Consider the following 26,866-nt stretch of genomic DNA (forward strand, 5'->3'; position numbering starts at 1 on the left):
TCAATATAACAAGCCCCAGCAAAAAGCCGGGGCTAATACTTCAATTATTTTAGGACATTTTCAAAAACGCTTGACACAGTAAATATTTCATCTTTTTGCGTAAAATTTTACCTTGAAAAATCCAGCAAAGAAAGGTAACTTATAGAGTAGAATACTTTCGGAACCGGTATCAGTTTTTATAGATTACTGTGCCAGATTTCTGAGAAAGAACGAAGGGAGAATATATTATGTTAAAAGGAATTCCAGAAATACTTTCACCACAGCTTTTAAAAGTTTTATGCGAGATGGGACACAGCGACCGCATCGTTATCGCGGACGGCAACTTCCCAGTAGAATCAATGGGTAAAGATGCAATTGTTGTTCGCTGCGACGGACATGGAGTTCCAGAACTTCTGGACGCTATCCTTACTGTTATCCCTCTTGATTCTTATGTAGAGAAACCAGTTACCCTGATGGAAGTTATGCCTGGCGATCCGGTAAAAACTCCAATCTGGGATACATACAAAGAGATTGTTTCCAAACATGATGAACGTGGCGCCGAGGCAGTTGGAAATATCGAGCGTTTCGCATTTTATGAGGAAGCAAAGAAAGCATATTGTATTATCGCTACAGGTGAGAAAGCTGTTTACGCAAACGTTATGCTTCAGAAAGGTGTTGTTATCAACAAATAATTTTTTATTTCAGCTAAAAAGCTCCGTCGGATTCCCGGCGGAGCTTTTATTATTCCTGTTTATTATGATTCACTATTTTTTCCTTTTTTCTTAAGGAGCCAGATTACCACTGCGATACCAATGATAATAACTACAACCAGAATCCAGATAGCAGAACTCATTCCTTTATCTGTGCTCTCCACATTTTCGCTGGACGCTTCCTGTTCTGCACTTTCTGAAGGAGCAACTGTTACTGCTGCCTCTTCTGTAGGCGCCATAGTCTCACTTAGCTCCGGGATAGGCGTACTTGTCTCAGTCGGCTCCGGGGCAGGCGTGCTCGTCTCAGTCGGCTCCGGGGTAGGCGTACTTGTCTCAGTTGGCTCCGGGGCAGGCGTACTTGTCTCAGTCGGTTCTGAAGCTGCAGTTGCTTTCTTAGTAGGTTCTGGTACAGGAGTACTCGTCTCGGTTGGCTTCGGAGTAGGAGTACTTGTCTTCTCAGGCTTCGAGGTAGGAGTGCCTGTTGGCTCTGCCTCCGCATCACCGATATCTTTGCCTTCGGTACCTGCTTTTCCAACTTCAGAAGTATTCTCTCCAGCCTGAACAGATTGGGAACCGTCTTCCGCTTCTTTCTCAGTTTCAGGAACAAGTTCTACTGTACTCTCTTCCGTATTGGTGGCTTCTGCAATATTTACCCAGCCAGAAACATCACCAGCCTCTGTGTGTCCCCAGATACCATCTTTACCAGTATCTACTTCTGTATCAATATATAACTTCTCACCATTCGCTATATTACATCCTCCGGAAACTGTGCCGTACTTTTTTCCAGGTCCTTTATACAGGCAAACGGAACCGTCTTCCTTAGCATTGACTGTAATACTGTAATTCGCATCCTTGCTTCCGTATAAAACAAGCTCTGATGCCACTGCCTCGGCAAGAGTAGCCGGCTTCAGATAATTCTCTTCCAGGAAACCAAACATGCCATGAAGCTGAGCATATACCCATACCTTTCCAGCTTCATCTGTGGTCTCTCCTTCTACATGGATCGCAGTTCCATTAGGAATCAGCTCATCATTCAGCTTCGGGCTGGAAGCATCTGCCTCTGAATACATGTCAACACCGCCATCAGGCGATTCTACAATCATATAGTAATCTGTTTTATAATCAACCTGCTGTGTCTTTCCTGCATCTGCAAAAACTCCCACAGTCATGCAAAAAGTAAGAAGCACAGCCAGCAACATTCCCAGCTTTTTCTTCATATATATCCTCTTTTCCCTCTTGTATACATTTTTCGTTACTGTTTACTGATAACATTCCGCGAGGTATTTTGTGAACGGAATGAGCAGTAACCATTTTTCTGCTTTTCATTGTAACACACCAGGAAAAACTTGCAACCATTTTTCTCATATTTTCCCATTATTTTACAGCAACAGTTACTATTCACCGGAAATGTTCCGCGAGGTGTTTTTATAAACAATTTCACAGAAAAATCGGGAATCCGGGCGTGAAATCATGCGAATGTATGTCCGATAAAGAGCCCCAGACAATAAAAGAGCGAGACAAAAGTCCCGCTCTCTCAGCTTTCCTTCATTGTCCTGGGGGAGTGAAAGAAAGCAGTTAAATTATAAAAAGCTAATTATTTATAAAGAGGTCCATAGTTCTTGCAAGCTCTGAAATCTGCACCCTCTTTATCCATTCCAAATGCATTCCAAGCAGCCGGACGATAGATATCTTTCTCCGGAACGTTATGCATGGATACCGGGATACGAAGCATAGAGCACATTGTGATCAGGTCAGCTCCGATATGTCCGTAGGAGATAGCACCGTGGTTAGCTCCCCAGTTGTTCATTACATCATAAGCTGTCTTGAACGGTCCCTCTTTGCCATCGCATCTTGGAGCAAACCATGTACATGGCCATGTGTAGTCTGTACGTTTCCAAAGTTTGTCAGATACTTCTGCTGGAAGAGCAACTGTCCATCCTTCAGCAATCTGCAGAACCGGTCCAAGTCCTTTAACAAGGTTCAAACGGATCATTGTTGCAGGCATCTGAGCTTTTGTTTCATAACGGCTGGAGTATCCGCCTCCACGGAAGTATCCGTTGTCAGCCATACACCATTCAGTGTTTTCCATGATAGCTTTCTGGTCTTCTTCTGTGATATCCCACCACTGTTTCATAACAGCATTGCCGTTTTCATCTTTAGCTTCGCCGTTAGCGTCAAGGCAAGCAGCACCGGAGTTGATCAGGTGAAGGAATCCGCCAGCTTCTTTAGCTACGCCTTCAAGGTCATATCCTGTAGCTTTCTTAACAGCCTCTGGGCTCCAGTATGTACGAACATCAGCGAAGATCTGAGCTCTGTTTGTAAGAAGTTTCATGAACATCATTCCAAGTCCGTTGAGAACGTCATTCTCTGTAGCGAGGATGTATGGCTCACGAGCTCCGTTCCAGTCGAAGGATGTGTTCAGCATAGCTTCTGCAAAGTCACCGTTTGGATAGAAATCTGTCCACTGTCTCTGTCCCTGGAAACCAGCTGCCAGAGCGTTGTGTCCGATTGCTTCCTCGGAGAATGCAGGATCAAGGTTATCGCAGCCGTTCATCAGCTCTTTGATGATAACTGCCATTTTAACTACGAACTCAAACTGCTCTTCTTTCTTCTCTGGGGAGAACTGCAGTTCTTCAGGGTTCTTGTCCCAACCAATCTTACAGGTCTCTTTCGCCCATTTGAGAGCTTTCTCAAATTCTGCGTGATCGTAGATGCCTTCTGTCATACGACGGATGATTTCTACCTCATCAACGGATTCAACACGCATTCCAAGATAGGATTCGATGAAATCGGAATCAATGATAGATCCGCCGATACCCATTGTAACGGAACCGATCTGCAGATAGGATTTGCCTCTCATGGAAGCAGCTGCAACTGCTGCACGTCCGAATCTGAGTAATTTCTCTTCAACGTCTGCCGGGATAGATGTGTCATCAGCTTCCTGAACATCATGTCCATAGATACCGAATGCCGGAAGACCTTTCTGTGCATGTGTAGCAAGAACGGATGCAAGGTAAACTGCTCCTGGTCTTTCTGTTCCGTTGAAGCCCCATACAGCTTTGATTGTCTGAGGATCCATATCCATTGTCTCTGCGCCATAGCACCAGCACGGTGTAACAGTAAGTGTGATGTCTACACCTTCTTTACGGAATTTGTCAGCACATGCAGCACTTTCACCTACACGTCCGATTGTTGTATCAGCGATAACAACTTTAACAGGCTCACCGTTGGAATATCTCAGGTTTTCTTCAAAAAGTTTCGCAGCGGATTTAGCCATATTCATTGTCTGCTCTTCAAGAGATCCTCTGACATCGAGTGCTCCTCTACGTCCGTCGATTGTTGGTCTGATACCGATAACCGGATAGCTGCCTACTAATCTGCTCTTTGCCATGATTCATTACCTCCATAATAAATATATTCTTTTTTAAGAGGTTTCACTAAAAAACCTCCCTGTTTCCTATAGTTCATAGTATACAATTGCCAAACCGTAATTACTTGTGATATAATGGCAAAAAATAGTACAATATTCACTTTTTTGATCATTTTGTAAAAAATCCATCAAATTAACTTAAGGAGGAATTTATTTTGCAGGATCTGGACCATAATGAAGACCGTTTAAGGGGAACATATGATTTTCCTTTTGAATTTCATCATATTGATCAGGCTCATCCGCGCTATGTAATGTCCTATCACTGGCATGTAGAATATGAAATCATTCGTATTCTTGAGGGCTCTCTCACTGTCACTTTAGACGAAAAAAGTTTCATTGCAACAGCTGGAGACATCATTTTTGTACATAGTGGAATTCTTCACAGTGGAATTCCTGATAATTGTCTTTATCAGTGCATTGTTTTCGACGGAAATGTTTTCCTCAAAAATAATTCTGTTTGTGCAGGATATATGCAGAAGATTATTCATCAGGAAATTCTGATCTATCATCATTTTACACCAAAGCATATAGAAATCTGCAATACAATAAACAGTCTTTTTGATTCTCTTTGGAAAAGAGAACCTGGCTACGAGCTCACTGTAATTGGACAATTTTACCACTTTTTCGGCATTATTTTTAGTAATCATTACTATCTTGAAAGTATAACACGCGCAAGACGTGATTATAAGAGAATTTTACAGCTGAAACAGGTACTTGATTTCATTGAGCACAACTATACGGGGGCTCTGACACTAAAACAGCTTTCGGCCTCCGTATCCATGTCACCCAAATACTTTTGCCGTTTTTTCTCCGAAATGACCCATCAGACTCCCATGGATTATCTGAACAGGCAGCGCATTGAGAGAGCCTGCTATGAAATCTCCACAACCGATGATTCTATTACAGATATTGCATATCGAAATGGATTTAATGATCTGAGCTATTTTATACGTACATTTAAAAAATACAAAGGAACTACACCAGGAAAATATAAGAAAAGCTGATTAGGAGGGCGAGCATTGGCCGGATGCCCGCCCACAAAAAAAGAATTGACTTCTTTTTCTCTTATTTCTCAGATATGCTAAAGATGTGATTTTTTTCGTCGTAAGAAAAACGACAGAGAATCATTCCTGTATTTTTTACAGGCTACGTTGACGCATTTTATGCGTTTTCTTTTGCTGTTAAGACTCGAAAAAAGCCATAGCTTATTCTTGTTTTCGCTATATATGCCATTTTTCCAGAATGGTCTCTTATTCCAGGACCCTTATGTAGCAGGTTTTCAAGTAACCGGATGATGGAATTGCTGCTGATCAGGCAGATTAGCCCATGGCAGAAAACTGTCCGCACATACTGCTGCAGAACGCCGCAGAAAATCAGAAATTGTTTTTCTCTTTCGTTTCTTTTATTCTAACAAAAGCCGGTTGCCATTACAACGAAATTCGGTCGTAAAATTCTCACATAATTCGACACTTAAATGATAAATTTTATCTGTAACTGAAGTTTTCTTTTTTCTGAAACGTGCTATAATATTTTCAATTAGAAGCAACTAACATAAGTATGACGAAAGGAAGCTGTTGAATCATGGGAAGATGTTATCATTTATCAAAAACTGTTACGGAAGACCTGGCAAATGAAATCATAAAAGAACTGACAGAGCGAGGCGATGTAAAACACGCCAGAATCTCCGCTGACGGACGTTATCTTCATGTGGATACTATTGACGGAGAATTTTCCGTGGTAATGTATTCAGCAGTAAATATCTGCAGCCGTATTGCAAACTGCGAGCTGTCCTTTGTGAAATTTGATTACACAGCTTAGAGCGTGTTTGAAAACATACCGCCAGGACATTTATGGCAAATCTATTAAAAAAGGGAGATTAAATTATGCAGCAGATTACATTAAAAATAGACGGAATGATGTGTGGAATGTGTGAATCCCACATTAACGAAAGTATTCGTAATAACTTTTCTGTAAAAAAAGTCACCTCATCCCATACAAAAGGAGAGACGATTATCCTTACAGAAAATGATCTTGATGAAGCAAAACTGAAAGAGACTATTGATAAAACAGGTTATAAACTGCTTTCTGTCTCAAAAGCTCCGTACGAAAAAAAGAAAGGCTTTTTCTCTTTCCTGAAAAAATAGCCTTTCCCTGTCATAATCCTTGTACTATATTCCAACTACAATATTTCCGGTAATACGGACAATGCATATTCTGCCAGGCTGTGATCTTCCTCTCCTGTGCCTCCGCTTATACCAAGACCTCCGATAATCGTATCTCCGGATTTCAACGGCACACCGCCTCCGAAAATCACGATTTTTCCACCATCCATCTTATCTACGCCATAAAAAGTTCCGCCTGGCTGAGCCAGTTTAGATAATTCCATGGTGGACATTTTCACCGCAACAGAAGTATAAGCTTTTTTCAAAGCGACATCAAAGCTTACCAGAAATGCTCCGTCCATTACATGAACGGCAATTGGATTTCCTTCCGGACCACAAACTGCAATCACCGCTTTCTTACCGCGACGAAGGGCTTCCTGTTCGATTTTCCCGATCAGCTTCTTCGCTCCATCCAGTGTAATCTTATTCTGCATACCCATGCGGCGCAGTACTGCCTGAATTACAGCTTCGTCTACAGAATCAGAGGTACCAGATATGAGAGAATTTTCAACTTTCGTATCCACGCTCACGCTTCCTCCTGCCACTTTCTCAGTTCCACTTGCATGTAGTTCCGTATTTTCAGAAGATGCGTCAGTTTCTACAAGCTTTGACGTTCCCGTCTTCTGACCTGCTGCCTCCGCTTCTTCGTAGCGTGCAAGCACATACAGATAGTCGGCCAGACGGTTCATATATTTCTTGCTTCCTGTGTCAGAACCAAACTTTACACTTACAGCGGCAAGATCACGCTCCGCCCTTCTGGCCACAGCCCAAGTCACATCAATCTCAGCAGACAAGCGACAAGCCCCAGGTAAAGAGGACTCCTTCGGCATATGAAAAAGCCCCGTCAAACGGTCAATCTCTTCCTCTAAAAGCTCTGTCTTGTCATCATTGATCTTATACTCTCTATTATATGGATCTGCCACTCCTGCATCAATTCTGGTCAGATTTTCCTGGATCTTTTCCAGGAAACGGATGGTATCTCCATCTCTGATCATGGTTTTCAACACTCCAATATGGCAGGAAAGTTCATCTATGGTTCCCTCCAGCTGGATTCGGTCATCCGCTTTGGAAACGTTTTTCGTATGGACAAGATTGGTAGTTCCCTTGTCACCATTCTTTGTATAAATACTCATACGACTTTCTCCTGACATTTTACCCATCCGGCAAAATGGATTTTATTATGCACCAATACACTGAATATAAGACAAGGTTCGTGCAAGAGCAGGAAATAATCCACATTATCTTACGTTCACTACATTAGTTATAAACAGACTCTGGACAAATACACGCAGTTCCACCGTATCTGTCCAAAGTCTCTTATATGTTACCGGGCACAAAGTGAACAGCAACTCTTAAATTCATTAAAATGACCACAATTTCTTGTAGATCTTCACAATATCTTCCTTTTTAGGAACTCTTGGATTCGCCGTTGTGCAGGCGTCTGCAAGAGCAAGGTCTGCCATCTTGTCAATTGCACCAAAATATTCATCTGGTGAAATTGTTCCGATTTCCTGAATGGTAAGCGGAATATTCATCTCTTTTTGCATAAACTGAATCCAGTTTACAAGAGATCTTACAGACATAACTTTATTATAATTGCTAAGTCCAAGAATATGGGCAATATTTGCATATCTCTTTACAGCTGGAAGATATTCTTTTTGGCTCTTACTGTGCTTATTAATGTTCGCATTAAATTCCACAATGTGTGGAAGCAGCATAGCATTGGCACGTCCATGCGGAATATGGAAAATAGCTCCCAGCTGATGTGCCATACTATGTGTGATTCCAAGTCCTGCAGCATTAAAAGACAGTCCGGCAAGACAGGAAGCTACATGCATTTTCTGACGGGCATGCATATCGCCGCCGTCAAGGTATGCTCTTAACAGAAAGACTCCGCAGATTTCAATTGACTTTTCAGCAAGAGCAGATGAAAATTCATTGTGATTGATACTTACATAAGACTCAATTGCATGAGTCAGTACGTCCATACCTGTATCTGCTGTGATAGAGGGCGGAACGCTCTTTACCAGTTCTGCATCCAGGATTGCCTCATCAGCTGTAAGGCTGTCTGAGATCAGCGGATACTTCACATGATTATCTGTATCATTTACAACTGCAAAAGAGGTAACCTCAGATCCGGTACCACTGGTAGTAGGAATTGCAATAAGACCTACTTTGCCATAATTGTTGATCTTCAGGGCAAACTCACGGATTGCCTTGGAAGAGTCAATTGCAGAGCCGCCTCCGACAGCTACTACAACCTCCGGCTGATACTCCAGGAACTTCTTTACACCTTCTGCGATTTTCCCTACCGGTGCATCCGGTACAACATCACTGAATACTTCAAACTCCTTGCCACCGCGTCTCAACGGGTCTGTGATCAGCTCGATCATTTTCCCTTTTGCGATGAATGGATCTGTGATCACCAGAACTTTTTTGTATGGCAGTTCTGCCAGTCTATCCAGGGCATTGTCACCAAAATGGATGACTGTTTTCATTTCAAAAGTTTTCATAATTCAATGCTCCTTTATTGCAGCTTTCTTTTGTGAGCAGAAAGCTTCTATCGGACAGATTCCGGATATCTGCACTCCACGCCCTCTTCTTCAAAAAGCTTCAGCCATTTTTCAGAAGGCTTCACATCTGTCACGACGATATCAACATCCCGCAATCTTCCGGCAACGGAAAATGCGGTCTGGTCAAATTTCGTATTGTCCACAACCAGGATTTTCTTACGTCCTGAATCCAGCATTGCTCTCTTTGCTGTTCCAAAAGCTTCCTGTGATTCCATTACTCCCCAGTTCTCATCAAGAGCCTTACAGGAAAAAATAACGGTATCTACAAAATAAGAGCGAATGACTTCTTCTGTCCGGGATCCAAGGAAAGCCAGATAGCCTTCCTTCATCATCCCACCTGTGGAAATAATATTCCATCCTGACACATCTGCCAGTTCCAGAAGGATCTCCATGGAATTGGTGATCACAGTCAGACGCTCCTTCTCTTTTAAAGCCTTTGCCACAAACACTGCAGTAGTGCTAGCGTCCAGAAGCAGATGTTCCCCGTCATGCACAAGAGAGGCTACAATTTCCGCCATCTTCTGTTTCCCAACTACATTCTGATTCTTGCGCACATTAAAAGGGAGATCAATGCTCACATCTTCATTGATCACAGCTCCGCCATAACTTTTAATGGCAAGCCCTTCCTTCTCCAGCTTGTCCAGATCCCGTCGGATGGTTTCCTCAGAGACACCGTATAACTGGCTCAGTTCACTTACTACTACGCGCTTCTCATTCTGTAATTTCTCAAGGATCAGATTCCGTCTCTCTAACGCAAGCATGTTCAGGTCCCCTCCGCGTTCATTTTATTGGTCAGACCAGAATTACAGAAGGCTGTCGATCATTCTCTTATCCGGATGTGCAATAACAGAGGAATCCAGATACATGCCTTTTTCAGCAACAAGCTCTTTCGCTCTGTCGATTGATGCGGATACAGCAGAAACCTCACCAGTGATCATCATGTAAGATTTTCCACACATACCTTTTGCAATACGAAGCTCGATAAGATCTACAATTGCAGTCTTTGCAGCCTGATCTGCAGCCTCAATAATGGAAGCTGCATCATATGTTTCAAGAATTCCCAGCGCACTGATCTCCTCAACCTGAGTAGTTCCATAAATAGCCGGGAAAAGAGACTCGTGCGGATTACCCAGTACAAAACTGTCAATGCACTTGTCCTCATATGTTGTTACAGCTGTATCTACGGCAGCTTTTACCGCACTGAGATCACCGGTAATAATTGCAATATATTTACCCGGACACACGGTCTGCGCCTCAACGATTTCTACATCAGATGTCTTAACCATTGCATCTGCTGCAGTAACGCCGGTAGCTGTAGTTTTGAATTCAATCATTCCGATTGCTTTACTCATTTTCTGCACGTCCTTTCTAATTCTTTGCAACTACGATCCAGCGGTCTGTCACCTCGGTAACTTTACCGGAGATGGTTGCATGGATACCAACACTTAAGCCCTGGGCAGGAGAAGCGATCATCTGACCTCTTGTCACCTGATCTCCAACTTTTACAATTGCCTGAGCAGGTGCTCCAATATGCTGGCTAAGAAGAATTTTAACCTTTGGAATATCAACCAGTGTCTCGTCCATCGGTGCGTCTTTGTCATATTTTGTAAGACCAAGACGTGCCATCAGGCGTTCTTCCGGAACCTTGCGGTATTCTCTGGATTCCTTAACTGGTACTGGCTGTACTCCCTGAGGAGGACGAATACCTGCCTTACGAAGTCCGCCCTTCATGTCTGCAAGAAGTGTTCTTGGAGCAAGGCTCTGAGGACATGCATACATCTCACAAACGCCACAGGAGCTGCAGAAGCTTGCATTGATGTATGGATTAACATCTCTGAAATCCTGATTGGAAGCTGCACGCATGAAGCGGGCTGGATCAATCGGATGTCCCAGATTGTTACGTGGGCAAAGATCTGTACAAGTATTACACTGGCAGCAAATAGATGCTGCACGTTTTAAATCTATAGCAGAAGTCCGCATCTTCTTCTGTACGATTAAATGGTCTTTTGGCAGAACCAGAATCGCATTTGTTGTCTTCGTCACAGGGTCAGAACCTTTTCCGATTCTTCCCATCATCGGTCCACCAATAAAGTAAACCGGGTCTTTTACAGTAATTCCGCCTGCCTGGGCAACAACATCATCCATAGTACATCCAAGAGGTACTTTTACAGTTACCGGATGATTTACCTCAGCTACAACAGACACATATTTGGCTGTTACAGGCTCTTTTTTCTCTACTGCCTGGTATATATTATACAATGTCTCTACGTTAAACACAGCAACTCCCTGCTCAATAGGAAGTCCGCCAGGTCTTACAACTCTACCAGTTGCTTCGTAGATCAGTACAACCTCATCTCCCATCGGATACACTTCATCCAGAAGGTGGATGCGCATTCCCGGGAACTCTTCGATATGCTGTTTCAGAGCATTTACTGTCTGAACATAAGATTTTTTGATTCCAATAATGGCCTCAGAAGCTCCAACTGTTTCCTGAACCATATGGAAGGTTTTCATAATTTCGTAAGCGTGCTTCTCTAATAACTGTCTGTGTAATTTCAGTAAAGGTTCGCACTCTGCACAGTTCATAAGAATGGTATTTGCTTTATCTGTCAGCTTCATATATGTAGGGAATCCTGCACCACCGGCACCAACTACACCATTCTCCTGTATAATATTCTGTAATTCTTTGATATCCATGGCGTTACTCCAATCCTGCACCGTCATCAACGATACCTACAATGGCGGCATCTACCGGTGCTGTTTCTACGCCGCAGCCAATTCTTGCCGCGCTTCCTTGTGCCACCAATACATATTCTCCGATTCCTGCACCGATAATATCGATCGCAACAATCTGACTGAGGTCACCTTTCATGTGATGAACCGGTTCCACGATCATAAACTTATTGCCGATCAGCTTTTCGTTTTTTCTTGTGGAAACAACGCTTCCTACTACCTTGCCAACTATCATGTGAACCTCCAAATTTTATATCAGTTCAGCCATGCATCTGTCATTTTCAGAACCAGCATGGCTGAACACTTTATTTTAGTAATGAGGAAATGATTTCCAAAACATTACTTTATAATTGTAACTGTATTGCCTGTGGCAATTTTTGCTGCATTTGCTTCATCTGTATCAATGTGCATCTCCAGTGTAAAGCTGTCGTCTACACGGATCTTCACCTGATTGAAAATGGTTCCTCTCTCATTGTCTGCTTTAACAGATACGATATCTCCATCCTTCACACCGGCTGCCTGGGCATCCTTCGGGGACATGTGAATGTGACGCATTGCTACGATACATCCCTCTTTCAGATAAATCGCACCTTTCGGTCCGACAATTGCAATAGGAGCACTTCCCTTAACATCTCCAGACTCACGCACCGGTACTTTCATACCAAGCTTGATTGCGTCTGTAGCTGATACTTCAACCTGTGAAGCCTTGCGGACCGGTCCGAGAATACGTACATTCTCAATTGCACGGAGCTTCAGTCCAACGATAGTTACTGTCTCATTGGAGGCAAACTGTCCGCCCATCAGCTCTTTCTTCTTGGTGAGCTGATATCCTGGTCCAAATAAAGCTTCAACATGTTCCTGCGTCAGGTGGATATGTCTTGCGGAAACTCCGATGGGCACCATGAAGCCATTGCCTTTTTCTTCTTTTTTATTGAGAGCATCCAGTACCATTCTGGTAATCAGCTCAACATTATTGGTTTCCAAAAGTACACCTGCTTTCTTCCTGAAATTCGGTAATGTCTGCCGTAGCAGACATTATAAAAGTAAGGAGCATCCATGAATTCGCTCATGCAAGCACGGCTCATTCATGGCTGCTGTCTGGAACTTTTATATTATTTCAGAACTGGAAGGATTTTCTCAACATCTGTATGAGGTCTCGGAATTACGTGTGTAGCTACAAGCTCTCCAAGTCTGGATGCTGCTGCGCTTCCGCTCTCTACTGCAGATTTAACTGCTCCAACATCTCCACGAACCATAACAGTTACAAGACCGGATCCGATCTTCTCTGTTCCAACTAATGCAACGTTAGCTGCTTTGCACATCTGGTCAGCTGCCTCGATAGCTGCTGTAAGTCCTCTGGTTTCTACCATTCCTAATGCTTCCTGTGTCATGATTTTTTCCTCCTTATGAATTGCTGGTTTCTCAGCTTCTATATGTTTGGTTTCTGTAATCTCTTTGTCAGCTGCAGTGGTCTTCGGCTCTTCTGCCTTTACTTCTGCTGCTTTTGCTCTGGTTGTTCTGGCCGTTCTTCTCGGAGCGGCTGCCTTTTTAGGGGCTGTTTTTTTCGCTGTCTCTTTCTTTTCTTCGTCAGCCATTATTCATCCCCCTTTTTCTTTCTCCATCGACTTGCGCTAAGCTCCACCATTTTGACGATTTCCTCATGGGGATTGGCAATTACTGCATAGCTTGCCGGTTTCTTGATGGCATTTGTTGCTGCCGCTTCCACGGCTTCTGTAACAGCTGCCACATCGCCTTGTACAATAATGGTCACCAGTCGTCCGCCCAGCTTACGCTCCCATGACGCCAGCTCAACGTCTGCCGTTTTACACATGATGTCCAGGGCATCCATGGCCGCTACAACACCTGTGATTTCAATAAAACCATATGATTTACTCATGAGCGAACTCCTTATAGTTCATTAGATGCTTGGAAGGATTTTCTCCACATCTGTATGAGGTCTTGGGATTACGTGTGTAGCTACAAGCTCTCCAAGTCTGGATGCTGCTGCGCTTCCACTCTCAACTGCTGCCTTAACAGCTCCGACATCACCGCGAACCATAACAGTTACAAGACCGGATCCGATTTTCTCTGTACCAACCAGTGTAACCTCTGCTGCTTTTGTCATTGCATCTGCTGCCTCGATTGCAGCTGTAAGTCCTCTGGTTTCTACCATTCCTAAAGCTTCCTGTGCCATGATGAATTCCTCCTGATATATCTCGACTTTTCAAGTACGCTCCAGCGTACTTGCTGTGAGGTACCTGCCATGCTCCGCATGACTTTGTTCGTTTTTATTATAGACTTAAATTCACTGGTTAGCAATCATTAATCCTTATCCAGTGCGCTGATTTTCAGCATTTTTTGTGTACCGGGTTCCGGATTTGGTATTACGTAGTGCTGTACCACACCGGTCATACTCTCTGCTACTCTGATTCCAGCTTCCACAGCCTCTGTTACATCAGAAACGCTTCCGCGGAACTTGATGCAGACAAGGAGCGGTACCGGCAGACTGTCCGCATTTGCAGGTTTATTTTTATCAAAAACCTCCAGATGGACATTTGCTGCCTTGCAGCCGGCGTCGGCCGCCACAAATGCTGTTGCCAGTCCGAACACCTCCAAGATTCCTACAGCTTCTGCCATCTTGATTCTCCTTTATCCGGCAATTATTTATTTACAACTGCGATCTTAAGACCGGTCATTGCAAGGTTCTTCTTTAATGCTTCATTGATCTCCTCAAGCGGATACTTGTCTGTGATCAGCTCAGACATTGGAAGTCCGATTGCGTTTGCTCTCTTAAGGAAGTCAAATGTTGTAACGTAATCTCTTAAGGTGTATACCCAGGAGCCTACGATTGTGATCTCTTTGGAGCAGATGTCAAAGTGCGGGTTGATTGTAGCATCTCCACCATTGATGAAGAAACCAAGCTCGCAAAGGCCACCGCCGTTACGGATGAATTTGTAGATGTTTGCATGAGCAACAGGTGATCCTGTACACTGGAATGCAAAGTCTGCAAGATGTCCGCCAAACTGATCTTTAACAGCTTCAGAAAGTGCTTCGATTCCTTTGTGCTCCATGAAGTTTACGCTCATGGTAGCGCCCATTCTCTTGGCGAAATCAAGACGCTGCTGATTTCCATCTACAGCACAGATGTTCTCAATACCCATGGTACGAAGAACTGCAATACAGATGAGACCGATTGGTCCGCATCCCTGTACAACAACTCTGCTGTTAAAACGAAGGATACCAGTTGTTTTTGCTCTCTCAACTGCATGTACAAGAACTGCACATGGCTCGATCAGGATACGGGAATCCAGATCAAGATCACTTACGTTGAAGAATGTGCTTCCGAACTCTCCGCCTCTGATAAAGATGTAATCAGAGAACCATCCGTTAAGATGAATGTCATCATCTGGAAGAAGTCCGTATACGTCAGCTCCGCCAACGTTTTTCTTGTTCAGGTCGAACATAGTGATCTCCGGATCATCCTTGAAGATCATACAGGTAACAACTTTGTCACCGATCTTAACCGGTTTTCCAGCTGTATCAGTCTTAACATTTTTACCCATGGCAACGATCTCACCAGTTCCCTCATGTCCAAGTGCAACCGGGATCAGGTTGAATGGGTCTCTCTTGAATTCGTGAGCATCAGTACCGCAAACGCCGCATCCTTCAACTTTAACAAGGATATCATCATCGCCAAGTGCCGGAATCGGGTACTCTTTAATATCAAAATGCTCTTTTTCAGTAAGTACTGCAACATGTGCAGTTTTCGGGATTGCGCCTGCCGGTGCTGCAGCTGGTGCTGCCGGTGCTGCTGATGCAGAAGCTGCCGGTGCTGTTCCAGCCATTCCAGCAAGAACCTGTTTTACGATTTCTTCGATATTTACGTTATTCATATCCATTTTTATGTTTCCTCCTGTCAGCGAATGCAAAGGCTGTCTGCCATTACGCAGCGTCTTCTCTTGGTGAATGTGCTTGCACTTGTAAGTCCTTCACCTGTACGGCTTGCGATTGTGAATGTACAGTAACCTTCTCCGCCGAATCCAAGTGCTGCATAGGAAGGTGCATTCTTAACAAGGATTGCGGTGTCGATTGCTTTCGCATATTTGGTGATATTGTCAATGTTCTTGGAATGAATGTGTGCAGAGTGGCGGTTGCCATGCTCAAGCCATACAGCCTGCTCTACTGCATCATCAAAATCTTTTGCCCTTACAACGCCAAGGATCGGCATCATAAGCTCTGTAGCGATAAGTGGATGTTCCTTCGGTCCTTCAAATACGATGCAGCGGATATTTGCAGGAGCATTTACTCCGATCATGGAAAGTAATGTTCTTGCGTCACGTCCAACGCATTTACGGTTCAGCTTGCCGCCTGCAAGAACAACTGCTGTAAGTTTATCCTGCTCTTCTTTGGAAGCAAGGTAACAGTCATTCTCACTTACCAGATAATGCATAAGCTCATCTGTAATAGAAGCAACTGCTACGATTTCCTTCTCTGCGATACACGGAAGGTTGTTATCGAATGTACATCCGTTTACGATATCCTGAGCAGCTTTTCTTACATCTGCTGTCTCATCTACAACTGCCGGAGGATTTCCTGCGCCAGCGCCGATTCCACGTTTTCCAGAGGAAAGGACTGCTGTTACAACGCCAGGACCGCCTGTTGCTGCGATAAGCGGGATATCTTTATGTTTCATCATGATGTTGCTTGTCTCTAATGTAGGTTTCTCTACTGTAACTGCGATATTGTCCGGACCGCCTGATTCCAGGGATGCTTCGTTCAGAAGGTTAATCGCATAAATAGATGTTTTGATTGCTGCCGGATGTGGGTTAAATACAACTGTATTTCCGCCTGCCAGCATACCGATCGTATTACACAGAATGGTCTCACTTGGATTCGTACACGGAGTGATCGCTCCGATCACACCAAATGGTCCCATCTCGATCAGAGTAAGTCCTCTGTCGCCTGACCAAGCTGTAGTGCTGAGATCTTCTGTGCCTGGGGTCTTGTCTGCTACCAGATGGTGTTTCAGGATCTTATCTCCTACATTTCCCATTCCGGTCTCATCAACGCCCATACGAGCAAGGATTTCTGCATTTTCTTTTGTTTTTCTTCGAATGCAGGTAATAATTTTTTCTCTCTGGTCCAAGGACATTTTCCGAACGATCTTCTGAGAAGCTTTCGCTGCCTCAATGGCTTCGTTCATATCTTTGAAAATTCCATGTTTACCGGCCGGAGCGTCTGCAATCTGCATTTTCGCCATAACTTCCTGTACAATATCCTGTACCATGCTCTCGCTGATTGGCATGAGATTGTTCCTCCTTAACAATTGCCCGCAGCTGCCTGATTTTCTCACAGCTGCCGGCCTTTATATTTTCTGATTATTTCAGTCCTAACTGAGCCATAACCTGTTTGGTGATCTTAGCTACTAACTCTGCATCTGCATTAGCTGTATCTGCTGCCGGAGCATCGCAGTTACCGCCAACGAAATCATACTGATATCCTGGGAACTGTTTGTAGTCTTCGTTGTGACATGCACCACCGCAGTTATGGCAGTTCATGCCATCTTTGTTCTGGCAAAGGCTTGCCGGATGTTTTCCAGGCATACCGAATTTACGACGGATCTCATAAAGTTTCTTAATGTTCTCTTTATCAAATTCCTTCGGGCCTCCAAGAAGTTTGCTCTGATACAGAAGCTGTGCATAGAATTCTACGGACTCCATCTTCATGTATGCAGCGTTCAGGTCTGTGCTCCAGGTAAGAGCTCCGTGATTCTCAAGAAGAACTGCATCGAAGTATGGAAGATATTTCTCAAGGTTATCCGGAATCTCCATTGTAGAAGGTGTACCATACTCAGCGATCGGAACACATCCAAGAGCGATAACTGCCTCTGGCATGATTGGCTGTGTAAGCGGAATACCAGCAATAGCAAAAGATGTTGCATAAATTGGATGAGCATGTACAACAGATCCTACATCAGGTCTCTTCTCATATACTCTCATATGCATCTTGATCTCAGATGATGGTTTGAATCCCGGGTTAGCCTGAAGAACATTTCCTTTCGCATCTACTTTACAGATGAACTCTGGGGTCATGAAGCCTTTGGATACACCAGTAGGTGTGCAAAGGAACTCATTGTCATTCAGTTTTACAGAGATGTTTCCATCATTTGCTGCAACCATGTTGCGGTTATAGATTCTTCTTCCGATGTCGCAAATCTGTTTTTTGATTTCGTATTCGTTTACCATGCTTTTTTCCTCCTTAAGCACATTCAGGTGCGGTGGATTATGTAAGTTATAGTACCGCACCGGGTAACTTATCATGGCTAGGCATAGCTAGCCTGTTACTTTTTTGGTTATGTTGTAAGTTTACACCATTCCACATTATAAGTCAAGGTTTTTCCGTTGTTTTATGTTGTTTTATGTGGATTTTTTTCTGGATTGCTATGTTGTTTTTCGTGGTTTTGCTGGTTTTATTGTTTTTCCACATTTGACAGGTATTTTCTAATTCACAGGATCAGAGGCATCTTTTTCCCATGGCATTACATCGCCATCTTCCCTAAGATATTCCAAAATCTCCGGAATGCCCTCCTGCTGCCTGGAGTCTACATAAAAGATTTTTTTACAGCCGGCAAGCTCCAGCCAGGACGTGGCAAGTTTTACATTTGCATCCGGATTGTGGATTTTGGTAACAATTCCAATTACTTCACGGTTGGCCATACAGGTAATGCAAGGTGGAAAAAGGCAATACGGTTCCGTGGCAGATACCAGCAGCCCTACCACATCTGATTCATATGTATACAACGCCAGGGCGTGTCCCAGACCTTTCGTCTGGGCATACTCTCCTGGCGTATCTACGATCACATCAAAATTATTTACATATTGTGTTTTATGATAATGTATTTTTTCACCACGCAGGGCCTGGGTCAAAGTAGTTTTTCCAGCCTCGCTGCGACCGATCAGAACAAGTTTCTTCATATTCTGTCAAGTCCTTGTAATGGGGCATAAAGTAAAGCCCAGTTTATTTCCCACATAGTCCAGAATTGCGCTGGTAGAAGCTTCTACTTCCGACACAGTACCTGTGATGATCAGGCTTCCGCTGAAACGATCAACAAACCCCAGTTCAACGCCAGATGATTTCATCGCAATATCTGCCATAATGATAGCAGTTTCTGCCGGACTTACAGTCATGATCCCAATGGCCGCTCTTGAGTAATCCAGAGATGGATCAAGACCCAGCTTGGTGTAAAGAATCTTATCCGGATTGGCAATGATATGTGCCAGGGAAATCTGCTTGCCTGGCACAAGCTCCTGTACGATTCTCTGTTTCATTTCCGGAGACATATTATCTGTGTATCCCATTTTCTCCTCCTGAATAAAGAGTTTTATTTTCTGATTTGATTATACCTTTCTGCTTTCCAAGCGTCAACAAAAAGCAACATTTCCTGGCATGTTATATGTGGTTTTTCTTGTAGTGCAATGTTGTTTTTATTTGTTTTCTCTGTTTTTTCTTATTTATGATTGACATGTTTTTTGCCCTCTGGCATACTAAAGTTAACTGTAAATGGCTTTTCAAAACACTTTTATAGTGAAATTACCAGCTGCATATATTCACGTAATCTTGACTAGGAGATGATTTTATGTATCTTTCTGATATACACACACATTCCATTGCCAGCGGACACGGCACAACATGCACCATCAGCGACATGGCAAAGGCTGCTTCTCAAAAAGGGCTGAAGCTTCTTGGAATCACAGACCACGGACCAGCCACTCTAGCTGCCGGAACTTCTTCTTATTTCCGAAGCCTGATCTATTCGCCCAGGAAGCGTTTCGAAGTGGAATTATTATATGGAATTGAACTGAACATTCTGGATACCGATGGAAAAACAGATCTGCCACAGGAGCTTCTTGATAAGCTGGACTACGCAATCGCCAGCATGCATTATCAGAATTTCCGGCCAAAGACCAGGGAAGAAAATACTGCTGCTTTTCTGAACGTAATGAAGAATCCGGTTATAAAGATCCTGGGACACATTGATAATCCCCAGTATGACATAGATTACGACGCAGTTGTAAAGGCTGCCAGTGAAAACGGTGTTCTCCTTGAGATCAACGAAGCTTCCCTGGCGCCTTACGGATATCGGGGCGATACCCATGCCAACTGCGCGCAGATCCTGTCCTGCTGCCGGAAGTATCTGGTTCCAATCGTGCTTTCCAGTGACAGTCATGGAACAGAGCATATTGGAGACTTCACTTATGCCGCTGATTTCGTTCATAATGCTATGTTTCCAGAGGGTCTGATTCTTAACAACCAGATTCCGAAATTAAAGATGCTGTTAAGCATACGATAAAAAGGATCCAGCTTGCAGAATTCCAATGGAATTTTGCATTACGCAAAAACTCTCCGAGAAATATAAATACGTAAGCTTAACTTCGTATATATTCCGGAGAGTTTTTTATACTTATTTCTTTGATTACTCATTTTCATTTTTATGATCTGCTTCTCTTACTTTCTGCATCATCGCAGCAAGTTCCTGATATTTTCCTGTCACATAACCGTAGTTTTTCTTCTTATGAGGTAGCTGACAATTCGTACAATCTTTAAATCCCTTCTCATTATATTTGAAATTTCCGCCGCATTTGTCTCCAAGGGCATAAAGCGGGCAATAGCAGAACAGACAGTTAAAGTCCTCTGGATCAGCTCCTTTATGGCATGGAAAATACTCACATTTCTTATGACTGAAATAAGCGTATTCTTTATCTTCCCAATATTTTTTCTCCATATTTCTCTCCTTATCTCATACAGCTCAAAACAAAATATTCTTTATATTCTATTTCGTAATGCCCCAAAATCAAATGCAAAAAAAGAATCCCGCTTACAGGAATAGAATACGGCCAGAGCGTGTTTAAAAAAGGCTTTCTGTAAGATGTGCGTCACACCCTGCAGGAGATTACGGGAATAATTCTACAAACAGGCTCAGGAAAAGTGTAAAAAAAATACCGCATATGCGGCTTCTGAATCATCATTATTTAAGAGGGAGCGATGCTACTCCGGGGTAGAATATGATCCGTTCATATATACGCGGAGGGAACGGTTTCATCCGAAGTAGTATCGCCTGCCATTTAATCTGTATAATTCTTCTGAACAGGCGATCATTCCATAAAAAATGTCCACTCACAAAAGCGGACAACATCTCAAGGCTGCGGATTCCCCAAAACTGGTTGTTACACTTTCATCGGAAGTTTAACCTCGCCATACCAAGCAGGTTTCCTGGCTCCAGGATCATCACATCCTCTCTCCTTCTCATGCGTAAGCACAATGGACTATGAGATTCGCTCCTCTGTTACAGTGACCGGATCGCTCAGGTTTCTCACCTGATTCCCTCTTTCTGCCAGCTTATAGCTGTCAGCACTTAATATGTTCACTATGGAATTATACTGACATCATAGTACCACCGGTCACTGTCTTTGTCAACCCTTCGAAAGGATTTTTTGTTATTTTTTTATCAACCAGATGTTGCTAGTCACGGCGTGACCAGCAGCGTCATTTTTTCCTGAATCTTCTCCACCAGGATTTTCGCTGTTCTTTCATGAGATCTGTGCCCAGGGTGCTGCCTTGATCCAAATTCTCCTTCCTGTGTATCCGGAAGCTTCACAAATTCCACGCGCTTATCCCCTGTTTTTCTTTTATAATTCCCCACTGCTTTCTCAAGCGTTGGCAAAATCTCAGCTCCAAGCATTCCATAACACCACAGAATATAGCTTTCCGGATTACATACGCGCAGTTTCCTCAAAAAGTCTTCCACAGCCTTTCCAACCCTGTCCATATTCTTCGTGCCGCTGCCGTCGTTTGTCCCCAGATTCACTACGATTACATCAGGCTGAAACTTCTGGAAATCCCATTTTTCCATAGCACCCAGTTGTTTGTTTCTTTCTCCATTTAAAAGACCGCATACCTGCTCATAATATAGCGGGATTGCCTGCTGCTCATTGCCTTCCCAGGAACAGAAAACACCCCAGCCGCTCTGACTGATGCAATTGTACACCGCGCCCAGTTCTTTTGCCGCCATATATGCATAATTATCCACGGCATTGAAGCAAAAGGAATTCCATGTCATTTCTTCTCCTGCACCGCTGCCGCCCTCACCAGAGGTAATGCTGTCCCCTATTACTTCCAATCTGAGCTTCGGTGTTTCAAGAGGTAAGAACTCACCGTCAGTTTCAACCTCCAGCAGCTGAAGCAATGTTTTTTCATCTGTAGGAAACACAGGGGTATCACGAAGAAGCTTTACATTTCTTACCTTATCCCTTTCCATATTACGGAAAAGGCAGATTTTCTGTTCTCCCTTATTTACCATAAGCCGTTGGGACAATAGGCCGTCTACGATCACATCCACCCATGGCTCAAAAACATCATAATCGGAGCGGATTTTCACCCATATTTCTGTTGCTTTTACATTCAGTTCAATTCCGGAAGCGGTCCAAAATAGTGTTACCGGTTCCAGACTGCCATTCGTTCTTCCTAATATTCTTAAATATGGAATTTCCTTCATCTGATAATGGCTAAGCATTTTTCTCCACCTCTCATCTGGCTATACGAAATATTTATGTTACGATTTTCAGACAATACTTTTATTCTTACTATACTTCTTTTTTCTTTGCTTTTCCACATTATTTTCAGTAAAAAGCCCCTTCCGGATTTTCATCTCCGGAAAGGGCTCACAAATTCATTTATTCAGATTACACAAGACGTCTTACAGAAGTAATCGTTCTGTATGCAGCATTATCGCTGACCTTGATGCCATCTCTGGCATTGGATGCATGTACGATCTGTCCATTTCCCATATAGATTGCAACATGTCCGCCATAGCAGATCAGGTCGCCTGGCTGAGCATCTGCATAGGATACTTCATATCCGGCATTCTGCTGCTCATAAGATGTTCTTGGAAGACTTACGCCAAAGTTTGCATATACACTCTGCACAAAGCCAGAGCAGTCAGCACCACTGGTAAGGCTTGTTCCACCCCATACATATGGGTTTCCAACAAACTGTGTTGCATAGGATACAACAGAAGAGCCGGAACCTGAAGAACTGCTGGCTGATGAACTGTCAGAAGAACTATCTGAGGAACTGTCGGAGCTGTTTGCATCGGAATTGTAATCAACTGTATTGTCAGTATCAATTACATTACCATACTCATCATATTCATAATCAGAAGATCCATCAGAAGAACCACTTACAACATTTCCATCTTCATCATACTGAACCTCTTCTGAGGAATTATCTCCGTTCTGAGCTGCTTCCTGTGCTGCTGCAGCCGCTGCGGCCTCTGCCTCTGCCTGACGTCTTGCCTCTTCTTCTGCTGCAATACGTTCTGCCTCAAGCTGCTCAATTTCTGCCTGCTGCTGTTCCAGAAGGTTCGCATACTCAGTAGCCTGCTGCTGTGCGTATGCGATCTCATTCTCGCAATCAGCACTGTTCGCACGGGTTACATCCAACTGATACTGAAGGTTAGACTGCTGAGCCTCATATTCTTCCTTCATGGTCTCAAAATCAGCTTTCTCCTGCTCATACTGATCTTCTAACTTCTGAACCTCCTCAATCGTTCTAGCATATTTCTGAAGGCTCTCTCTGTCCTGCTCATACATCTGCTGTGTATACTCAGCTCTGGTAAGAAGGTCTGCAAGGTTATCTGCATTTAACATCATCTGGAACCATGCATTGTTTCCACCTTTTTCATAAAGATACTGAATACGTTTCTTCATGGCGCCGTACTGTTTATCCTTGGCATTCTGAGCCTTGGTCAGGTCACCCTGTGTTTTCTCAATTTCTGCTTCCTTGGAAGCGATATCACTCTCAAGAGTCTGAATGGAAACCATTACATTTACAAGATCAGAATTCAAAGATTCGATCTGGCTCTCAAGCTGCTGCTTCTGATCCCACAGGGCACTCATGCGTGCGTATGTAGCATCCAGCTGCTGGCTTGTCCAGGCCTGCTCTTCTCTTAAATCGCTCTCACGGTCAGCCATTACGCTTACAACCTGTGAGCCGCACATTAAAATTGCCAGTGTCAGACATACAATTCTTTTCTTCATGTTTCATCACCCTCGTTAATCTTTTTGATAATCTAAAAAGCTCAATTTGTAATATGTTTGCAACATTTCATTCAATCTTGCTACATATTAGCACACTCTCGCAAAGATTTCAACCCTAAATCGCAATAAATTTTAAAACTTTGTAACATTTCGTAATACATTTGTCTAAATAAGAGAACACAGAGCGTGTTTGTGCAACAGAGGGGGAATTCAAAGATTTCCGCTGTTACATAAAAAGAGAACCAGTATTTTCACTGATTCTCTCTTGTATATTACTTAACCATTATTTTCCAAACAGATCGTACAAAATCTGGTCTGCTGTCATATTATAATAACCATCCGGATCGGAAAGTGTATCTCCATTCCATCTCAGATAGTTTCCATTTCGGATATAGTTTCCAACGGATGGATGATAGTTGAAGATGCTGTATCCGGAATACAAGGACATATACTTCTTCGCAAGGGCTGCAGCCTCACTGGAATAGCTTCCCGTAGGTGTGGTAGTTCCGGAAATCTGGACACCTGCCTGCGGAGTGGAATGAATGATAACAACACTCTTATCACTGCACTGTCCAAGAACGATCCATGTATGACCATCATTGTATCCGATATCGCCAGGCTTCAGCTCCCATCCATTCTGTGACAGATAAGACTGATTTACGATTGATCCCCAGCCTTTCCCCTTGTAATAGCTTCCAATTTCACCTGAAACCACTGTGTATCCATATCCTACACCGGACTGTGTCTGCATTACCTGATAAGCAGACCAGCCTACAAAGCCTGAACAGTCAAATCCTTTCGCACGATTGGAAGTAGAAAGATCACGGTAATTATTGTAATCATAACTGGATGGATTCGCTGACCATTTATTATACCAGCTGGTCATGGTATCGCTGAGACCCTTTCTTGTGGAATCATTCCATCCGCCGCCCCATACGTAAAGTGCTTTTCCAACAGGTAAAAGTGCTCCTGCAAGATAATTCTTGATGGTCTTATTTCCTGTATTTCCATTCGGAGAAGGATCATCCTTCTTCTCTCCCTGACATACACCAGTACTGGAAAATGTATATGTAACACCATCAATAGTCTGTGTGCCTGTGTACATCGCGCCTGTAGTAGGATCAAAATAGTACTTTGTACCCTTGTCTGTATTCTCCACCCAGCCCGTCGCCATAGCTCCGGAGCCGCTGTAGAAATAATAGGTAACATTATTAATTGTCTTAAATCCAACTGCCATGATTCCATTGGTAGCAGTTTTCGATGTAGTGTCAAAATACCGCTTCACTCCTGATGAGCTAGTCAGCCAGCCTGTGGCCATAATTCCCGTTTTGGAAAAATAGCGGATATTTCCTTTGCTGTCCTTTACAAAACCGGTAGCTGCAACGCCTGATTTCGCGTAAAGGTAATAGGTCTTTCCGCCAAGCTTCAGCCACTTTTTCTTCATGTATCCGGTTGACGGTGCAAAGTAACGGCGCTGTCCCTTGGAATTGGAAAGCCATCCAGTTACCATAACACCTGCTTTGCTTGTGAAATAACGCTTTCTGCCCTTTTTATCTTTCACCCAGCCTTTCACCTGAACACCGGTAGATTTATTAAAATAATATTTCTTACCGTTCAGGGTAAGCCATCCTTTGACTTTCTTGCCGTTTTTATAGTAGTATGTTTTCCCTTTTACTGTACGGAATCCATTCTTCGTGGCAGCCTGTACATCTCTTGATGTACTATGGCATGTAAAACCGGCTGCCATAAGCATTACCAGCAGCAGGATACTCCAAAGTCTGAATTTTTTACATTTGTTTTGCATACTTACCTTCCTTTTTAATTAATCTGTTGCTGTCCACAGGTAATACTGCTGTCCAGCAAACACAACCCCTGTTATTATCATCTTCAAGTTTTTACAAAGTTGTTACAGCTTTATGTAGCTCATTATATTACAGTTTCCATCTATCGTCAACCCGAAAGTAAAACTCTGTAAAGTTTTCACAATATTTTCGTATTATTTTCTCTTTAAAAGCAATGTTTTCAAAGGTATTTTCCATAAAAAAAGAACAGCCCCACACAATGTGAAAGAACTGTCCTTTTATAAATTCTGTAATATTTCTGTTATAAAGTAATTATAACAGATGTTTTCTTAATTCTTCTCCGCTCAGAGCGCTTAAGTAAGCAGGTGCTACATCAAATACCGTCTTGCAGCCATTCTGTCCTTCCTGGTTCATGCGGTATGCAGCTCTTGCATATGCAATGATTACAGAAGAAGTAAATTCCGGATTGGAATCCAGTTTCAGGCTATATTCGATCACATGGCTATTCTCATCGTTCCAGCCAGTCTTGCCTGTGCGGATTACAAATCCACCGTGCGGAATTCCGCTGTGGTCACGTTTCAGTTCCTCTTCGGAAATAAAATGTACTGTGGTATCGTATTCATCAAAGTAGTTCGGCATAGTCTTGATCTCATTCTCAATCCTTGCAAGATCAGCGCCTTCTTCAGCTACTACGAAACACTCTCTGGTATGTTTCTCTCTTGTAGTAAGCTCCGGATTCTTTCCGCTTCTTACTGCTTCCAGAGCAGACTCAACTGGGATGGTGTACTGTTTGCCATCCTTTACTCCTTTGATACGGCGGATTGCATCAGAATGTCCCTGACTTACGCCTTTTCCCCAGAATGTGTAATCCTTGCCGTTTGTCAGGATTGCATTTGCATACATGCGGTTCAGAGAAAACATTCCCGGATCCCAGCCTACAGAAATAATTCCAACATGACCGCTCTCAGAAGCTGCTTTGTCCACATTTGCAAAATGTTCTGGGATTCTCTTATGGGTATCAAAGCTGTCTACCACATTGAACCACTGGGCATACTTAGGTGTCTGCTCTGGCAGGTCAGTAGCACTTCCGCCGCAAAGAATCATAACATCAATCTGGTCTTTCATCTTCTCAGCATCATCTACAGAATATACCTTCGCTGTCTCTGTCAGAATTTTAACACTTTCAGGAGCACGGCGGGTAAAAACTCCCACCAGTTCCATATCAGGATTGTGTTTGATCGCACATTCTACGCCACGTCCCAGGTTACCATATCCCAGAATACCAATACGAATACTCATTATCTGATTCCTCCTATACTACCGCACGCCAGATGCACAATCCCCACAAATGGTCAGGCAGCCCCCATCCCATACGAACGTCA

28 protein-coding genes and 1 riboswitch are annotated in these 26,866 nt (G+C 43.3%); of the genes, 5 read left to right on the top strand and 23 right to left on the bottom strand.

All coding sequences use genetic code 11. The features are described from left to right. Positions 1 to 227: 227 nt before the first annotated feature. Entirely contained in the window at positions 228 to 671 is a 444-nt protein-coding gene (locus AB5706_RS19020) for an RbsD/FucU family protein (RefSeq protein ID WP_118577760.1), read from the top strand. A 62-nt stretch (positions 672 to 733) separates the two neighbouring features. On the opposite strand, the gene AB5706_RS19025 is transcribed toward AB5706_RS19020, so the two are convergent. Further along, positions 734 to 1,906, bottom strand: coding sequence for a hypothetical protein (locus AB5706_RS19025; RefSeq protein ID WP_368366269.1), 1,173 nt, complete (start codon positions 1,904 to 1,906; stop codon positions 734 to 736). A 377-nt stretch (positions 1,907 to 2,283) separates the two neighbouring features. Beyond that, entirely contained in the window at positions 2,284 to 4,080 is a 1,797-nt protein-coding gene (locus tag AB5706_RS19030) for an L-fucose isomerase (RefSeq protein WP_118577763.1), read from the bottom strand. 194 nt (positions 4,081 to 4,274) lie between these two features. Here AB5706_RS19030 and AB5706_RS19035 point away from each other — a divergent pair, with 194 nt between their 5' ends. The 3 genes from AB5706_RS19035 to AB5706_RS19045 all read left to right on the top strand — a co-directional run bounded on the left by AB5706_RS19035 (position 4,275) and on the right by AB5706_RS19045 (position 6,263). Beyond that, positions 4,275 to 5,123 carry a helix-turn-helix transcriptional regulator gene (locus AB5706_RS19035; protein WP_173734868.1) on the top strand — a complete coding sequence of 283 codons (849 nt, stop codon included), beginning with the start codon at positions 4,275 to 4,277 and terminating at the stop codon, positions 5,121 to 5,123. Between the two features lie 577 nt (positions 5,124 to 5,700). Beyond that, positions 5,701 to 5,937: a hypothetical protein gene (locus AB5706_RS19040; RefSeq protein ID WP_118577765.1), complete on the top strand. Its 237-nt coding sequence runs from the start codon at positions 5,701 to 5,703 to the stop codon at positions 5,935 to 5,937. Positions 5,938 to 6,002: 65 nt separating this feature from the next. Next, positions 6,003 to 6,263 (top strand): heavy-metal-associated domain-containing protein, encoded by a 261-nt coding sequence (locus AB5706_RS19045; RefSeq protein ID WP_173734867.1) that lies wholly within the window; start codon positions 6,003 to 6,005, stop codon positions 6,261 to 6,263. Positions 6,264 to 6,298: 35 nt separating this feature from the next. Here the strand turns inward: AB5706_RS19045 and AB5706_RS19050 are convergent, their stop codons facing one another. From AB5706_RS19050 to AB5706_RS19125, 16 genes are all read right to left on the bottom strand, one after another. Next, positions 6,299 to 7,414 carry a cob(I)yrinic acid a,c-diamide adenosyltransferase gene (locus AB5706_RS19050; protein ID WP_173717927.1) on the bottom strand — a complete coding sequence of 372 codons (1,116 nt, stop codon included), beginning with the start codon at positions 7,412 to 7,414 and terminating at the stop codon, positions 6,299 to 6,301. A gap of 228 nt (positions 7,415 to 7,642) precedes the next feature. Further along, a complete protein-coding gene (locus AB5706_RS19055) occupies positions 7,643 to 8,794 on the bottom strand; it encodes a 1-propanol dehydrogenase PduQ (protein WP_187565043.1) in 1,152 nt (383 codons plus the stop codon). A 47-nt stretch (positions 8,795 to 8,841) separates the two neighbouring features. Beyond that, on the bottom strand, positions 8,842 to 9,615 hold the full coding sequence (locus AB5706_RS19060; protein WP_173716624.1) for a DeoR/GlpR family DNA-binding transcription regulator: 774 nt from the start codon (positions 9,613 to 9,615) through the stop codon (positions 8,842 to 8,844). Between the two features lie 42 nt (positions 9,616 to 9,657). Continuing rightward, positions 9,658 to 10,206: a BMC domain-containing protein gene (locus tag AB5706_RS19065; protein WP_118577770.1), complete on the bottom strand. Its 549-nt coding sequence runs from the start codon at positions 10,204 to 10,206 to the stop codon at positions 9,658 to 9,660. A 16-nt stretch (positions 10,207 to 10,222) separates the two neighbouring features. Then, on the bottom strand, positions 10,223 to 11,551 hold the full coding sequence (locus AB5706_RS19070; RefSeq protein ID WP_368366270.1) for a 4Fe-4S dicluster domain-containing protein: 1,329 nt from the start codon (positions 11,549 to 11,551) through the stop codon (positions 10,223 to 10,225). Between the two features lie 4 nt (positions 11,552 to 11,555). Then, the gene (locus tag AB5706_RS19075) at positions 11,556 to 11,822 is read right to left on the bottom strand and encodes a EutN/CcmL family microcompartment protein (RefSeq protein WP_117850917.1); all 267 of its coding nucleotides are present in this window, start codon (positions 11,820 to 11,822) and stop codon (positions 11,556 to 11,558) included. A gap of 104 nt (positions 11,823 to 11,926) precedes the next feature. Next, positions 11,927 to 12,571 (bottom strand): phosphate propanoyltransferase, encoded by a 645-nt coding sequence (pduL, locus tag AB5706_RS19080; RefSeq protein WP_117850748.1) that lies wholly within the window; start codon positions 12,569 to 12,571, stop codon positions 11,927 to 11,929. Between the two features lie 128 nt (positions 12,572 to 12,699). Then, positions 12,700 to 12,978: a BMC domain-containing protein gene (locus AB5706_RS19085; RefSeq protein WP_005427721.1), complete on the bottom strand. Its 279-nt coding sequence runs from the start codon at positions 12,976 to 12,978 to the stop codon at positions 12,700 to 12,702. A gap of 203 nt (positions 12,979 to 13,181) precedes the next feature. Next, positions 13,182 to 13,484: a BMC domain-containing protein gene (locus tag AB5706_RS19090; protein WP_118577772.1), complete on the bottom strand. Its 303-nt coding sequence runs from the start codon at positions 13,482 to 13,484 to the stop codon at positions 13,182 to 13,184. 21 nt (positions 13,485 to 13,505) lie between these two features. Continuing rightward, positions 13,506 to 13,781: a BMC domain-containing protein gene (locus AB5706_RS19095; protein ID WP_118577773.1), complete on the bottom strand. Its 276-nt coding sequence runs from the start codon at positions 13,779 to 13,781 to the stop codon at positions 13,506 to 13,508. Positions 13,782 to 13,909: 128 nt separating this feature from the next. Further along, positions 13,910 to 14,224 carry a BMC domain-containing protein gene (locus tag AB5706_RS19100; RefSeq protein WP_118577774.1) on the bottom strand — a complete coding sequence of 105 codons (315 nt, stop codon included), beginning with the start codon at positions 14,222 to 14,224 and terminating at the stop codon, positions 13,910 to 13,912. A 23-nt stretch (positions 14,225 to 14,247) separates the two neighbouring features. Beyond that, positions 14,248 to 15,486, bottom strand: coding sequence for a zinc-binding dehydrogenase (locus AB5706_RS19105; protein ID WP_294673323.1), 1,239 nt, complete (start codon positions 15,484 to 15,486; stop codon positions 14,248 to 14,250). Between the two features lie 17 nt (positions 15,487 to 15,503). Next, the gene (locus AB5706_RS19110; protein ID WP_148461168.1) at positions 15,504 to 16,892 is read right to left on the bottom strand and encodes an aldehyde dehydrogenase family protein; all 1,389 of its coding nucleotides are present in this window, start codon (positions 16,890 to 16,892) and stop codon (positions 15,504 to 15,506) included. Between the two features lie 73 nt (positions 16,893 to 16,965). Then, positions 16,966 to 17,832, bottom strand: coding sequence for a class II aldolase/adducin family protein (locus AB5706_RS19115; RefSeq protein WP_118577777.1), 867 nt, complete (start codon positions 17,830 to 17,832; stop codon positions 16,966 to 16,968). Positions 17,833 to 18,087: 255 nt separating this feature from the next. Continuing rightward, the gene (locus tag AB5706_RS19120; protein WP_148461167.1) at positions 18,088 to 18,561 is read right to left on the bottom strand and encodes a EutP/PduV family microcompartment system protein; all 474 of its coding nucleotides are present in this window, start codon (positions 18,559 to 18,561) and stop codon (positions 18,088 to 18,090) included. A 6-nt stretch (positions 18,562 to 18,567) separates the two neighbouring features. Further along, complete coding sequence (locus tag AB5706_RS19125; protein ID WP_173773174.1) at positions 18,568 to 18,945, bottom strand: BMC domain-containing protein; 378 nt, start codon at positions 18,943 to 18,945, stop codon at positions 18,568 to 18,570. Positions 18,946 to 19,223: 278 nt separating this feature from the next. On the opposite strand from AB5706_RS19125, the gene AB5706_RS19130 reads away from it, so the two are divergent. After that, positions 19,224 to 19,937, top strand: a complete 714-nt coding sequence (locus tag AB5706_RS19130; protein WP_173773175.1) for a phosphatase — start codon at positions 19,224 to 19,226, stop codon at positions 19,935 to 19,937. A gap of 123 nt (positions 19,938 to 20,060) precedes the next feature. Here the strand turns inward: AB5706_RS19130 and AB5706_RS19135 are convergent, their stop codons facing one another. From AB5706_RS19135 to AB5706_RS19155, 5 genes are all read right to left on the bottom strand, one after another. After that, a complete protein-coding gene (locus tag AB5706_RS19135) occupies positions 20,061 to 20,369 on the bottom strand; it encodes a cysteine-rich small domain-containing protein (protein ID WP_118577780.1) in 309 nt (102 codons plus the stop codon). Positions 20,370 to 20,830: 461 nt separating this feature from the next. Beyond that, positions 20,831 to 21,018: riboswitch (cobalamin riboswitch) on the bottom strand. A 92-nt stretch (positions 21,019 to 21,110) separates the two neighbouring features. Beyond that, on the bottom strand, positions 21,111 to 22,157 hold the full coding sequence (locus AB5706_RS19140; RefSeq protein WP_368366271.1) for a GDSL-type esterase/lipase family protein: 1,047 nt from the start codon (positions 22,155 to 22,157) through the stop codon (positions 21,111 to 21,113). 169 nt (positions 22,158 to 22,326) lie between these two features. Continuing rightward, positions 22,327 to 23,682: a C40 family peptidase gene (locus AB5706_RS19145; protein WP_148461165.1), complete on the bottom strand. Its 1,356-nt coding sequence runs from the start codon at positions 23,680 to 23,682 to the stop codon at positions 22,327 to 22,329. Between the two features lie 283 nt (positions 23,683 to 23,965). Then, a complete protein-coding gene (locus tag AB5706_RS19150; RefSeq protein WP_148461164.1) occupies positions 23,966 to 25,486 on the bottom strand; it encodes an N-acetylmuramoyl-L-alanine amidase family protein in 1,521 nt (506 codons plus the stop codon). 310 nt (positions 25,487 to 25,796) lie between these two features. Further along, entirely contained in the window at positions 25,797 to 26,783 is a 987-nt protein-coding gene (locus AB5706_RS19155; protein WP_148461163.1) for a diaminopimelate dehydrogenase, read from the bottom strand. Positions 26,784 to 26,866 lie beyond the last annotated feature (83 nt).

Origin of the sequence: Ruminococcus sp. RTP21484sp1_RTP21277st1_D2_RTP21277_210401, assembly GCF_040924225.1 — a bacterium.
In the GTDB taxonomy this organism is placed as follows: Bacteria; Bacillota; Clostridia; order Lachnospirales; family Lachnospiraceae; genus Blautia_A; species Blautia_A faecis.

Bases quoted from the DNA above. Each gene is read 5' to 3' on its own strand.
- AB5706_RS19105 (WP_294673323.1), bottom strand. From the start codon at position 15,486: ATGGATATGAATAACGTAAATATCGAAGAAATCGTAAAACAGGTTCTT.
- AB5706_RS19020 (WP_118577760.1), top strand. From the start codon at position 228: ATGTTAAAAGGAATTCCAGAAATACTTTCACCACAGCTTTTAAAAGTT.
- AB5706_RS19100 (WP_118577774.1), bottom strand. From the start codon at position 14,224: ATGGCAGAAGCTGTAGGAATCTTGGAGGTGTTCGGACTGGCAACAGCA.
- AB5706_RS19070 (WP_368366270.1), bottom strand. From the start codon at position 11,551: ATGGATATCAAAGAATTACAGAATATTATACAGGAGAATGGTGTAGTT.
- AB5706_RS19110 (WP_148461168.1), bottom strand. From the start codon at position 16,892: ATGCCAATCAGCGAGAGCATGGTACAGGATATTGTACAGGAAGTTATG.
- AB5706_RS19125 (WP_173773174.1), bottom strand. From the start codon at position 18,945: ATGGGATACACAGATAATATGTCTCCGGAAATGAAACAGAGAATCGTA.
- AB5706_RS19075 (WP_117850917.1), bottom strand. From the start codon at position 11,822: ATGATAGTTGGCAAGGTAGTAGGAAGCGTTGTTTCCACAAGAAAAAAC.
- AB5706_RS19155 (WP_148461163.1), bottom strand. From the start codon at position 26,783: ATGAGTATTCGTATTGGTATTCTGGGATATGGTAACCTGGGACGTGGC.
- AB5706_RS19055 (WP_187565043.1), bottom strand. From the start codon at position 8,794: ATGAAAACTTTTGAAATGAAAACAGTCATCCATTTTGGTGACAATGCC.
- AB5706_RS19050 (WP_173717927.1), bottom strand. From the start codon at position 7,414: ATGAGTATTTATACAAAGAATGGTGACAAGGGAACTACCAATCTTGTC.
- AB5706_RS19065 (WP_118577770.1), bottom strand. From the start codon at position 10,206: ATGAGTAAAGCAATCGGAATGATTGAATTCAAAACTACAGCTACCGGC.
- AB5706_RS19130 (WP_173773175.1), top strand. From the start codon at position 19,224: ATGTATCTTTCTGATATACACACACATTCCATTGCCAGCGGACACGGC.
- AB5706_RS19090 (WP_118577772.1), bottom strand. From the start codon at position 13,484: ATGAGTAAATCATATGGTTTTATTGAAATCACAGGTGTTGTAGCGGCC.
- AB5706_RS19060 (WP_173716624.1), bottom strand. From the start codon at position 9,615: ATGCTTGCGTTAGAGAGACGGAATCTGATCCTTGAGAAATTACAGAAT.
- AB5706_RS19095 (WP_118577773.1), bottom strand. From the start codon at position 13,781: ATGGCACAGGAAGCTTTAGGAATGGTAGAAACCAGAGGACTTACAGCT.
- AB5706_RS19145 (WP_148461165.1), bottom strand. From the start codon at position 23,682: ATGAAGAAAAGAATTGTATGTCTGACACTGGCAATTTTAATGTGCGGC.
- AB5706_RS19120 (WP_148461167.1), bottom strand. From the start codon at position 18,561: ATGAAGAAACTTGTTCTGATCGGTCGCAGCGAGGCTGGAAAAACTACT.
- AB5706_RS19045 (WP_173734867.1), top strand. From the start codon at position 6,003: ATGCAGCAGATTACATTAAAAATAGACGGAATGATGTGTGGAATGTGT.
- AB5706_RS19135 (WP_118577780.1), bottom strand. From the start codon at position 20,369: ATGGAGAAAAAATATTGGGAAGATAAAGAATACGCTTATTTCAGTCAT.
- AB5706_RS19040 (WP_118577765.1), top strand. From the start codon at position 5,701: ATGGGAAGATGTTATCATTTATCAAAAACTGTTACGGAAGACCTGGCA.
- AB5706_RS19085 (WP_005427721.1), bottom strand. From the start codon at position 12,978: ATGACACAGGAAGCATTAGGAATGGTAGAAACCAGAGGACTTACAGCA.
- AB5706_RS19150 (WP_148461164.1), bottom strand. From the start codon at position 25,486: ATGCAAAACAAATGTAAAAAATTCAGACTTTGGAGTATCCTGCTGCTG.
- AB5706_RS19030 (WP_118577763.1), bottom strand. From the start codon at position 4,080: ATGGCAAAGAGCAGATTAGTAGGCAGCTATCCGGTTATCGGTATCAGA.
- AB5706_RS19140 (WP_368366271.1), bottom strand. From the start codon at position 22,157: ATGCTTAGCCATTATCAGATGAAGGAAATTCCATATTTAAGAATATTA.
- AB5706_RS19025 (WP_368366269.1), bottom strand. From the start codon at position 1,906: ATGAAGAAAAAGCTGGGAATGTTGCTGGCTGTGCTTCTTACTTTTTGC.
- AB5706_RS19115 (WP_118577777.1), bottom strand. From the start codon at position 17,832: ATGGTAAACGAATACGAAATCAAAAAACAGATTTGCGACATCGGAAGA.